At 60.7% G+C, this 11,971-nt stretch carries 8 protein-coding genes; all 8 read left to right on the top strand.

Annotation, left to right across the window (positions count from 1 at the left end; translation table 11 throughout):
- Positions 1-45: 45 nt before the first annotated feature.
- The 8 genes from tssB to R0140_RS15735 all read left to right on the top strand — a co-directional run bounded on the left by tssB (position 46) and on the right by R0140_RS15735 (position 11,971).
- Entirely contained in the window at positions 46-537 is a 492-nt protein-coding gene (gene tssB, locus R0140_RS15770; protein WP_004176434.1) for a type VI secretion system contractile sheath small subunit, read from the top strand.
- A gap of 42 nt (positions 538-579) precedes the next feature.
- The gene (gene tssC / locus R0140_RS15765) at positions 580-2,124 is read left to right on the top strand and encodes a type VI secretion system contractile sheath large subunit (RefSeq protein WP_008805195.1); all 1,545 of its coding nucleotides are present in this window, start codon (positions 580-582) and stop codon (positions 2,122-2,124) included.
- A 9-nt stretch (positions 2,125-2,133) separates the two neighbouring features.
- Positions 2,134-3,477 (top strand): type VI secretion system baseplate subunit TssK, encoded by a 1,344-nt coding sequence (tssK, locus tag R0140_RS15760; protein ID WP_163613307.1) that lies wholly within the window; start codon positions 2,134-2,136, stop codon positions 3,475-3,477.
- A complete protein-coding gene (gene tssL / locus R0140_RS15755) occupies positions 3,474-4,163 on the top strand; it encodes a type VI secretion system protein TssL, short form (protein ID WP_046621187.1) in 690 nt (229 codons plus the stop codon). Before tssK ends, tssL begins: the two co-directional genes overlap by 4 nt.
- Positions 4,160-5,863 carry an OmpA family protein gene (locus tag R0140_RS15750; RefSeq protein ID WP_046621190.1) on the top strand — a complete coding sequence of 568 codons (1,704 nt, stop codon included), beginning with the start codon at positions 4,160-4,162 and terminating at the stop codon, positions 5,861-5,863. Before tssL ends, R0140_RS15750 begins: the two co-directional genes overlap by 4 nt.
- 4 nt (positions 5,864-5,867) lie before the next feature.
- A complete protein-coding gene (hcp, locus tag R0140_RS15745; RefSeq protein ID WP_023340018.1) occupies positions 5,868-6,359 on the top strand; it encodes a type VI secretion system effector Hcp in 492 nt (163 codons plus the stop codon).
- A gap of 265 nt (positions 6,360-6,624) precedes the next feature.
- Positions 6,625-9,279, top strand: a complete 2,655-nt coding sequence (gene tssH / locus R0140_RS15740; protein ID WP_049152612.1) for a type VI secretion system ATPase TssH — start codon at positions 6,625-6,627, stop codon at positions 9,277-9,279.
- A 1-nt stretch (position 9,280) separates the two neighbouring features.
- Positions 9,281-11,971, top strand: a complete 2,691-nt coding sequence (locus R0140_RS15735; RefSeq protein WP_162994862.1) for a type VI secretion system Vgr family protein — start codon at positions 9,281-9,283, stop codon at positions 11,969-11,971.

Raw genomic sequence — 11,971 nt, 5'->3', positions numbered from 1 at the left:
TATCGTCAACTCTTCAATAATTATTCCTTAAGGAAAGGAACTGCTATGGCTGATACGTTCCAGAATGAAGTCCCCAGGGCGCGCATTAATCTCAAATTATCTCTTCATACCGGCGGCGCGCAGAAGAAGGTCGAACTGCCGCTGAAGCTGCTTACCATTGGCGATTTTAGTCATGGTAAGGAAAACCGGCCTTTATCGGAAAGAGAAAAAATCAACGTCAATAAAAATAACTTTAACAGCGTACTTTCGGAATTTAGCCCGGAAGTTAACCTCTCGGTGCCGAATACGCTGGCCGGTAATGGTGAAGAGGAGAATGTCAGACTGCGTTTTACCGACATCAAAGATTTTGAACCGGAGCAGGTTGCCCGGCAAATACCGCAACTCCGCGCCATGCTGGCGATGCGTAATTTATTACGCGATCTCAAATCCAATCTGCTTGATAACGCCACTTTCAGAAAAGAGCTTGAGGCAATCCTGAAAGATCCGGCGCTGTCCCAGGAATTACGCGACGAAATGAGTGCGCTTGCCCCGAAATAATGGCGGGGCAAGTCTGTTAATGGATTAACCGGGAAAATGCTAATGTCTGTTACCACAGAAAACGCCCCTGTTCAGGGGCAAACCACGCTGCAGGAAAATAGGGCGGGCGAGGGCGTTTACGCCTCGCTGTTTGAAAAAATTAATCTCGCTCCGGCGTCTCACCTCGGGGATATCAACGACTTTCTGGACGATGCCGCGCTCTCCGAGGCGCCGGCGGCGGAGCGTCTCACCGCGGCGATGCAGGTGTTTATGGAGCGCATTCGTCAGTCCGGTCAGCGGGTGGAAAAGCTCGACAAAACGCTGATTGACCACCATATCGCCGAACTGGATTTCCAGATAAGCCGTCAGCTGGACGCGGTGATGCACCATCAGGAGTTTCAGCAGGTCGAATCCCTGTGGCGCGGCCTCAAACAGCTGGTGGACAACACCGACTATCGGCAGAACGTCAAAACGGAGATACTGGACGTCGCCAAAGACGATCTGCGCCAGGACTTTGAGGACGCGCCGGAACTTATCCAGAGCGGACTCTACTGGCACACCTATACCGCGGAGTATGACACCCCCGGCGGCGAGCCGATCGGCTCGGTGATCTCGGCCTATGAGTTCGACGCCAGCCCGCAGGATGTGGCGCTGCTGCGCAATATCTCCCGCGTCTCTGCGGCCGCCCATATGCCGTTTATCGGCGCCGTCGGCCCGGCCTTCTTCCTGAAAGAGACCATGGAAGAGGTGGCTGCTATTAAGGATATCGGCAACTACTTCGATCGCGCGGAATATATCCGCTGGAAATCATTTCGTGAAACCGACGATGCCCGCTACATCGGCCTGGTGATGCCGCGCGTGCTGGGTCGTCTGCCGTACGGTCCCGACACCGTGCCGGTGCGCAGCTTCAACTATGTCGAGCAGGTGAAAGGTCCGGACCACGAAAAGTATCTGTGGACCAGCGCGGCGTTCTCCTTCGCTTCCAATATGGTGAAGAGCTTTGTCAATAACGGCTGGTGCGTGCAAATTCGCGGTCCGCAGGCCGGCGGCGCGGTGAAAGATCTGCCCATCCATCTGTACGATCTGGGCACCGGCAACCAGGTGAAAATTCCTTCCGAGGTGATGATCCCGGAAACGCGGGAGTTTGAGTTCGCCAGCCTGGGCTTTATCCCGCTGTCGTACTACAAAAATCGCGATTACGCCTGCTTCTTCTCGGCCAACTCCGCGCAGAAACCGGCGCTGTACGATACCGCTGACGCCACCGCCAACAGCCGCATCAACGCGCGTCTGCCTTATATCTTCCTGCTGTCGCGCATCGCGCACTACCTGAAGATGATCCAGCGCGAGAATATCGGCACCACCAAGGACCGGCGGCTGCTGGAGCTGGAGCTGAACACCTGGGTGCGGAGCCTGGTGACTGAAATGACCGACCCCGGCGACGAGCTGCAGGCCTCCCATCCGCTGCGCGATGCCAGCGTGGTGGTGGAAGATATTGAGGATAACCCGGGCTTCTTCCGCGTGAAGCTGTACGCGGTGCCGCACTTCCAGGTCGAGGGGATGGACGTCAATCTGTCGCTGGTTAGCCAGATGCCAAAGGCGAAGGCGTAGGTTCGGACGATGATGAAAACGGAACGTCCGTTGTGGGGCCGGGGCATTATGGTGTCGCCCCAGCATTTTCAACAGCAGGCTGCGTATGCAGCCTGGACTGCGGAAGTGATTGCCCGGATGGGGCTTAACCACCCCTGGGGAGTGATGGAGGCGACCTTCGAACCAGAGATGCTCAAACTGGGCCGCCTGCAGGCTCACAGGCTGCAGGTCCGGTTCCAGGATGGCACGATGATTGATACGGACAATGCCGATGCGCTGCCGTCCGCGCTGTCACTGGACGGCGCGTCCGGCGAGGCGGTGATCGTGCTGGCGCTGCCCCTGATGCAGGCGAATGGCGGCAACTGTCTGAAGCCGGAGGAGGTGGCCGAAAGGCCGGTGCGCTTCCGGCAGCGCTGGCGTGATGTCCGCAACCAGTTCGGGGATGATACCCGGCAGATTGCCGTCATGCAGCCGGAGCTGACCCTCCGTTTCGCCCATCAGGACAACAGCGATTACCTGACCTGTCCGCTTGTTCGCCTGCAGCGGGACTCGCAGGGGGCCTGGCTTATCGACGAGACGTTTCTCCCGCCGCTGCTGCAGATCCAGGGCAGCCGCTGGCTGGCGACGCAGCTTGAACAGCTGCTTACTCAGCTTCGGGCTCGTCTGACGCGCCTGATGGCCATGCGTCGCGAGAGCAATGAACGGATGGCTGATTTTGCCGTGGCCGATGTCTCTCTGTTCTGGTTGCTGAACGCGCTGAACAGCGCCGAGCCGGTGCTGGGGTACTTTCTGCGTGACCAACAGAGCCCGCCGGAACGCCTCTATCCGGAGCTGGCGCGCCTGGCTGGTAGCCTGCTGACCTTTTCGCTCACCCATCAGGCGAATGCCGTCCCGATTTATCAGCATGACCAGCTGAACGCGGTTTTTCCGCCGCTGTTTGATTTACTGAGCGACCTGCTGGAGGCGAGCCTGCCGTCGCGGGTGGTGGCGATTGCGCTGGAGCATGATGCCCGGCTGCACTTCTGGCAGGCGCGTCTGCACGATGCCCGGCTGCGGGAAGGGGCTGATTACTATCTGTCGGTTCGTTCGTCGGTACCGGTCGCCCGGCTGCAGGAGCAGTTTCCGCGACAGTGCAAAGTGGGCAGTCCGGATCAAGTCAAAGCCATCGTCAACTCCTCGCGGACAGGGGTGCCCCTCACTCCATTGCGTCATGTGCCGGCGGCGATCCCGCTGCGTCTGGAAAATCAGTATTTCAGCCTCGATGTGTCCCACCCTCTGGCGACGGAAATGCTGCAGAGCGGCACCTGTATGTTTTACGTCCCGGGGATGCTCGGTGAGCCTGAACTTGAACTTTTTGCGGTACTACGAACGTGAATGAGCCTAAACGCGGCAACGCCGCGTCCATTGATATTGATGCGCTGCTGCAGAACACCTGGCTACAGGTTATCAGCCTGCGCCACGGCCCGCAGTTCCGCGATGAGGAAGGATACACGCTATGGCAGCGCTGTATTGCTGATGTCGAGCGCGTGCAACATGAGCTGAAGGCGAGCGGGCTTGATGACGCCAGCTGTCAGCATATTCTCACCGCCCAGTGCGCGCTGCTCGATGAAGCCGTGAAAGGGCGCGACGTGGAGGATGAGGCCTGCCTGCAGTGGTATGACATTCCGCTGCAGGGGCACTTCCTCGGCACCATGGATGCCGGCGACACCCTGTGCGAGCGGATGCGCGAGGTCCTGCGTGAACCGGCGCCCGACCTGGCCGTGGTCACCTGTTTTCAGCGGGTGATGCTGCTGGGTTTTGTTGGCAGCTTTCGCTCCCTCAACGATCCCGAGCGCCTGAAGCTGATCAACGCGCTCAGTGAGCATGTCCCACCTTTTCAGTGCCCGTCAACCGCTCCCGTACTGGTAGAGAGTCGGGCCGGACTGGGGATAAGCGGCTGGCTGGCCTCATGGCCGGTACGTATTGGCCTGACCGTGATGGTGGTACTCGTCCTGTGGTGGGGGCTGAACCACTGGCTCGATCACCTGCTGCTGACCCTGTTACCGGGGACGGTGAAATGAGCCCCGCGCAGCAGCGTGGGCTGGCGCTGTGGGCCAGCCTGCTGAGTGCGCTGGTGTGCCTGCTATTTTTGCCGGTTCCCCGCTGGGGGGCGTGGCTCATTCTGCTGGTCACGCTGGCCCTGATCATCGGGATCTGGCGCATCGCCAGTCGTCGTACCGGGCGTAACGTCGCGTCAATCCTGGACCCTCTCCCGGAGGGCGCTTATCGCCAGCCGGTGGTCCTCGTTTGCGGCGATCTGCCGTTTGTCTGGCCGCAAGCGTCACCGGTGCGGGTCGTCAAACAGGGCTGCTGGATCCGCGTGGAAAAGACGGACGAACTGCAGCAGGTCGCGCGCCAGGTATTGAGCCAGCGGCCGGAATGGGGGCCTCAGCTGTCGGTGCTGCTCTGCGTCTGCCCGCAGCGGCACGCACAAAGCGATGCGCTGACCAGCGCTCTGCTGGCCCTGCGCTGGCAACTCAGCCAGCTGCGCCAGCAGACGGGGTATGCCGTACCGCTGGCGCTGCAGGGGCAGGTGGGCAGCGCGATGAGTCGCGACCTGTTGTGGCAGGCGGCGATGCCGGGCGAAGCGGTGAAAGTCTGGCAGCCCTCCTGCGCCCCCTGTTCCGTACCGGCCTGGGTAAGCGCCGGCGGGGCGGCCGCGCTGGAGCAGCAGGTGCTGATGAACAGCCTGATGGGCTGGTTTGAACAGCACGTCCATGCCGTGTTGACGGAAGAAAATACCGACCTGCCGCCTCTGACCCCAGCGGCCGTGCTGTGGGGGCTCGGGCCCTCGCTGCCTGGAAGTCTGGCGTCGTCGGCCTGGACGACGTGGTTATCCCGACATAGTGGCCTGTCGCGGGTAGCTGGCTGGCAGCCAGGCGAGAGTGACACCGAAGATGCTTCAGCGTTGCCGGAATTCATCCTGCCGCAGTTACCGGCGGGACGGGGACTCACGCCACGAGGCAGGGCCTGGCGCGCGGCGCTCGCGATTTTCACCCTCGCGGCTGTCGCCGCGCTGCTCAGCAGTGGCTGGAACAATCGACAACTGCTGCAGCGCGTGGGCGTCGATATTGCCCGTTATGAGCGGATTGCAATGGATGATTATCGGCCAAAAGCCAGCGCTGTCAGGGTGCTGCGTGAAGATGCCGCGCTGCTCGATAGCTGGGCGCGTAACGGCGTCCCGCTGCGCCTGAGTCTGGGCTTGTATCGCGGGGAGCAGATTCGCCTGCCGTTGCTGGAGGCGATTCGCGGTTACGTGCCGCCTCCGCCACCCAGGCCGGTGCAGCGCGTCGCGCCGGACGTCATCCGCCTTGACAGCATGTCGCTATTCGATACCGGGAAATGGGTACTGAAGCCTGGTTCGACAAAGCGGCTGGTCAACTCGCTGATGGACATTAAGGCCAGGCACGGGTGGCTGATCGTGGTGGCGGGCCACACCGACAGCGTCGGTGAGGAAAAAGCCAACCAGCTATTGTCGCTGAAACGTGCGGAATCGGTCCGCGACTGGATGCGCGATACCGGCGACGTGCCGGACAGCTGCTTTGCCGTTCAGGGCTATGGCGAAAGCCGACCAATTGCAACAAACGATACGCCGGAGGGCCGTGCGCTGAACCGTCGTGTCGAAATCAGTCTGGTGCCGCAGGTAGACGCCTGCCGGTTACCGGACCAACCCTCTGCGTCATCCCAGGATGATGGCGCTTCACTACACAATGGAGAGTAATTCCATGGCAATTCCTGTTTATCTTTGGCTGAAAGACGATGGCGGCGCGGACATTAAAGGGTCTGTCGACGTTCAGGATCGTGAAGGCAGTATCGAAGTGGTGGCCCAAGAGCACAACCTGTACATCCCGACCGATAACAACACCGGCAAACTGACCGGCACGCGTATCCATACGCCGTTCCTGTTCACCAAGGAGATCGACTCCTCCAGCCCCTACCTGTACAAGGCAGTGACCACCGGCCAGACCCTGAAATCCGCTGAGTTCAAGTGGTACAGAATCAACGATGCCGGCCAGGAAGTGGAGTATTTCAATACCAAACTTGAGAACGTCAAGGTGGTGAAAGTGAATCCCCTGATGCACGACATCAAAGACCCCGCCTACGAGAAGCACAACCATCTGGAACAGATTGAGCTGCGCTACGAGAAGATCACCTGGACCTATAAAGACGGCAACATCATTCACTCCGATAGCTGGAACGAACGCGCCACCGCGTAATTGCCCGTCATATTTCGCGCCGCTGGCGCGCAGGCGACGTTCGCTCACTCCGGCCGCATCGTTATCGCTGCGACCGGGGTTTATTGCGGACTATCGCCTGATGCGGGCAGCGTTTCTCTGCCCGCCGTTTTTTGCTGAGTGCCTGAGATGCGGGTTCTCAGCAAAGAAAAACACAATCTGTCTGCCTGACCTTGTGCGCTTTGGGTTTCCTGTTCGGGAACAGCGACGGGCGGTAGCGTGTCCGGAACCAATAAGAGAGGATCTCATGGAAAATCCAGCCAGCCTGTTACGCCGTCTTAATCCCTGCTGTGCCCGCGCGATGGAGGGGGCGGCCTCCCTTTGTCAGACCCGGGCGCATGCCGAGATCCTGCCCGAGCACTGGCTGCTTAAGCTGCTGGAACAGGGGGAAGGCGATCTGACGGTGCTGGCGCGGCGCTATGAATGGGATATGGATGCGCTGTGGCAGGATCTGCTGAGCTGGCTGGATAAACAGCCGCGCTCGGTACGTCATCGTCCCCAGCTCTCTGATCCTATCCAGATGCTGATGCAGGAGGCCTGGCTGATTGCCTCGCTCAGCGGCGAAGCGCAGATCCGCAGTGTTCACCTGCTGATGGCGCTGGTTGAAAAACAGAATCTGATCCAGTGCGATGGCCTGTGGCCGCTGTTAACGCTGGGCCAGCGTCAGCTGGAACGCCTGCGCCCCTTGCTTGATGCCCAGTCCGACGAACGTCCGCCAGCGCAGCAGGAAGCGGCCCTGGCGCAGCCCCATGGCGGGGACGTGGAATTTGTGGGGCGTCCTGCGAGCGGTGAACTGAATGCGGATGGGCTCAACCCGGCGCTGCAGAACGCGCTGGACAAATTCACTCTCGACGTCACCGCCAAAGCCAGAGATGGCCAGATTGACCCGGTGTTCGGACGCGACACGGAAATCCGCCAGATGGTGGATATTCTCTCCCGTCGGCGTAAAAACAACCCGATCCTCGTCGGTGAGCCGGGCGTGGGCAAGACCGCTCTGGTGGAAGGCCTGGCGCTGCGCATTGCCGAAGGCAACGTCCCCGACGCGCTGAAGCCGGTGTCGGTGCGCACCCTCGACCTCGGTCTGCTGCAGGCCGGCGCCGGGGTCAAAGGCGAGTTCGAGCAGCGGCTGAAAAATATCATTGAGGCGGTACAGCAGTCGCCTTCGCCGGTGCTGCTGTTTATCGACGAGGCGCACACGATCATCGGCGCGGGTAATCAGGCGGGCGGCGCGGATGCCGCCAACCTGCTGAAGCCGGCGCTGGCCCGGGGCGAGCTGCGGACCATCGCCGCCACCACCTGGAGTGAATACAAGCAGTACTTCGAGCGCGACGCCGCGCTGGAGCGCCGCTTTCAGATGGTCAAGGTGGATGAGCCGGACGACGACACCGCCTGCCTGATGCTGCGTGGCCTGAAGTCCCGCTATGCCGACCACCACGGCGTGCATATCACGGATGATGCGGTGCGCGCCGCCGTGACGCTGTCACGACGCTATCTCACCGGCCGCCAGCTGCCGGACAAGGCAGTGGATTTACTCGACACCGCTTCCGCCCGCCTGCGTATGAGTCTCGATACCGTGCCTGAGCCGCTGACCCGCATGAAGGCGCAGCTCACCGCGCTGGCGATGGAGAAGCAGGCGCTGCTGGAAGATATTGCGCTGGGCAACAGCGCCCACGGCGAACGGCTGGCGGCCATTGAGCAGGAGGAGATCCGCCTTATTCTGGCGCTGGATACCCTTGAAACTCAGTATGGTCAGGAGCTGCAGCTGACGGAGGCGCTGCTGGCCTGTCGCCGCGATATCTCCCGCCAGGCGGAAATTAGCGATCTACAAAACGCACTTATTGCCGTCCAGCTGGGCAATCCGCTGCTCGGGCTGGACGTCGACGTCCGCACCGTGGCGACGGTGATTGCCGACTGGACCGGCGTGCCGCTCTCCTTGCTAATGAAAGATGAGCAGACGGAGCTGCTGAGTCTGGAAGAGAGTCTCGGCAAACGGGTGGTTGGCCAGGAGGCGGCCCTGAGCGCTATTGCCCGGCGCCTGCGCGCCGCGAAAACCGGCCTGACGCCGGAGAACGGTCCGCAGGGGGTGTTCCTGCTGGTCGGGCCGAGCGGCACCGGCAAAACGGAAACGGCGCTCGCCCTGGCCGATGCGCTGTTCGGCGGCGAGAAAGCGCTGATCACCATCAATCTCTCCGAGTACCAGGAGCCGCACACCGTCAGCCAGCTGAAGGGTTCTCCGCCCGGCTACGTCGGCTACGGCCAGGGCGGGATCCTGACCGAGGCGGTGCGCAAACGCCCCTACAGCGTGGTGCTGCTCGATGAGGTGGAGAAGGCTCATCGCGATGTGATGAACCTGTTCTACCAGGTCTTCGACCGGGGGGTAATGCGCGACGGCGAGGGGCGTGAAATCGACTTTCGCAACACCGTGATCCTGATGACCGCCAACCTCGGAAGCGACCTCCTGATGCAGTTGCTGGATGAACAGCCGGAGGCCAGCGAATCAGACCTGCACGAGCTGCTGCGCCCGGTACTGCGCGGCCACTTCCAGCCGGCGCTGCTGGCCCGCTTCCAGACGGTGATTTACCGTCCGCTGCCGGCGGGAGCGCTGCGCGCCATTGTCGGCATGAAGCTCGGGCAGGTGAGTCAGCGTCTGGCTTGCCATTACGGAATCACCACCACCCTCAGCGAGAGCCTGTTCGACGCGCTGACCGAGGCCTGCATGCTGCCGGATACCGGCGCCCGCAACGTCGACAGTCTGCTCAATCAGCAGATCCTGCCGGCGCTGAGCCAGCAGCTATTGAGCCATATGGCGGCGGGGCAGAAACCGCGCCAGGTGACGCTGGGGTATCACGAAGAGGAAGGCATCGTGATGGCGTTTGACGAGGGGGCGATCGCCGATGAGTAGCGTGAAATCGTTGTTGTTCAGCCACAACCACCACCTGCTTTCGGTGAAGGGATGTGAAGCCGGGCTTGATGTGCTGGCGTTTGAGGGCGATGAAGCCCTGAGCCAGCCGTTCCGCTACCGTATCGAATTCACCAGCGCAGACCATGCCATCAGCAAAGAGATGATGCTGATGAAGGCAGCCTCCCTGACGCTGCAGGCGCCGGTGGCTCAGGGCTTCGGCATCAATGTTCAGCAACCCGTGCGGGTGATCCAGGGCGTGGTGACGGGGTTTGAACGGCTCAGTACCTCCAGGGATGAAACGCACTACGCGCTGACGCTTCAGCCGCGCCTGGCGCTGCTTAACCGCTCGCACCAGAACGCCATTTACCAGGACCAGTCCGTTCCGCAGATTGTGGAAAAAATCCTCCGCGAGCGCCACGGCCTGCGCGGTCAGGATTTTCTGTTCTCACTGACAAAAACGTATCCGCGCCGCGAGCAGGTGATGCAGTACGGCGAGGATGACCTGCGCTTTATCACCCGTCTGCTGGGTGAGGTGGGGATCTGGTTTCGCTTTTCCGCCGACACGCGGCTGCACATCGACGTCGCTGAGTTCTGCGACAGTCAGCAGGGCTATGAGAAGGGGCTGACGCTGCCTTCGGTCCCGCCGTCCGGGCAGCAGTCGGCCGGGGTGGACGCGGTGTGGGAGATGGCATGCCGCCACCGTGTCGTGGAGCAGCAGGTCAGTACCCGCGACTACAACTACCGCGAGGCGACGGCGGACATGAGCGCGCAGGTGGATGTCACCCGCGGGGAGACCACCACCTTCGGTGAGGCTTACCACTGGGGAGATAACTACCTGACGGCGGGGAATGCCCATGACCGGCATCCGGCGCCGGAGTCCGGGGCGTTTTACGCCCGCCTTCGCCATGAGCGTTATCTGAACGGCCAGACCCGGATGCAGGCCACCACCAGCTGCCCGACGCTCTGCCCGGGGCAGGTGCTGAAGGTCACCGGCGGAGAGGAGGTGGCCGGGGAGTTTGCTGATGGCGTGCTCGTCACGGCGATGCACAGCCACGCCCGGCGCGATGCGGACTTTGCGGTGGAGTTTGCCGGCATACCGGACAGCCCGGACGTCGGCTACCGGCCTGAGCCCGGCGCGCGTCCGGTGATGGCCGGGACGCTGCCGGCCCGCGTGACCAGCACCCGGGAAAACGACACCTACGGGCATATCGATAAACACGGGCGCTACCGGGTGAATATGCTGTTTGACCGGGCGCGCTGGGAAACCGGGTTCGAGAGTCTGTGGGTCCGTCAGTCGCGACCGTATGCCGGAGACACTTACGGCCTGCACCTGCCGCTGCTGGCGGGGACGGAGGTAGCGATTGGCTTTGAGGATGGTAACCCTGACCGGCCGTATATCGCGGGCGTGCTGCACGACTCGGCGCACGGCGACCACGTCACCATCCGCAATGACAAACGCAACGTTCTGCGCACCCCGGCCAACAACAAAATCCGCCTCGACGATGAGCGCGGGAAAGAACATATCAAGGTCAGCACGGAGTACGGCGGTAAAAGCCAGCTCAATCTCGGGCATCTGGTGGATGCTGAAAAGCAGCCGCGCGGCGAAGGCTTTGAGCTGAGAACCGACAGTTGGGGCGCTATCCGGGCACAGAAGGGTATTTTTATCAGCGCGGACGGGCAGGCGCAGGCTCAGGGGCAGGTGCTGGCGATGGAGCCGGCGGTCAGCAATCTGGCCGAAGCCCGGGAGCAGATGATGTCCATCTCCGGTGACGCGCAGAAGGCGACCGCGAACCCGGCCGATCTCCAGGCGCAAATTACCCTGCTGGAGCAGCAGCTGACGGACCTCAAAAAATCGGTACTGCTGGTCAGCGCGCCGGAGGGGATAGCGCTGACCAGCGGGGAGCATCTGCAGGTCTCAGCCGGGCATAACCTGATTGCCACGGCCGGAAAGAATGCGGATGTCAGCGTGGTGAAAAACCTGTTCATCGGGGTGGGCAGTGCGCTGAGCGTGTTTGTGCGAAAGCTTGGGATCAGGCTGATAGCGAATCAGGGACCGGTACAGATGCAGGCGCAGAATGACCTGATGGCGCTGCTTGCCCGGAAGGAAATCAGCATTGTCAGCACGGAGGATGAAATCAAAATCATCGCGAAGAAGAAGCTGACCCTGAATGGTGGAGGGAGTTATATCAGACTTGATGCAAATGCGATTGAATCTGCTACTGCAGGCGAATATCGCACGAAAGCAGGATATTACGGGCGTCAGGAAAGCGCTTCTGAAAAAGTCAAAATGCCTGTATTTCCTGTAATGGAGCCTGGAGAGCACAGTTTACGTTTTGCTTTTCCAGGTGCGGATAGTGTCAGCCAGAGTATGAACTGGCTGATAAATCAGCCGTACAGTATTTCTGATAGCGCTGGAAAAATTCTGTCTACCGGAACAGTAGACACTTCAGGTCGTTTCCCCAAAATAGTACTTCCTGAAAGCGATACATTAAATTTAATCATTGGCCGAGAAACTTGGAGTAAAGAGGAGCTTTCTGTCTCATCAACTGAAGACGACAGTATGGAGGATTTTGAGGATGAAGCACCTGATGCCGATCTTCATTTAAGTGAAATGGGTTTTGAAGATGATAGAACATCAGCATTGACTGAATCAATGATTTCAACTTTATTAAGTTTAACAAAGGATAGTTGA

Origin of the sequence: Klebsiella sp. w6 (genome assembly GCF_033100215.1) — a bacterium.
Classification (GTDB): Bacteria; Pseudomonadota; Gammaproteobacteria; order Enterobacterales; family Enterobacteriaceae; genus Klebsiella; species Klebsiella variicola.
Note: the sequence above shows the minus strand (reverse complement) of the source record. Positions and strands in the feature narration are given on the sequence as shown.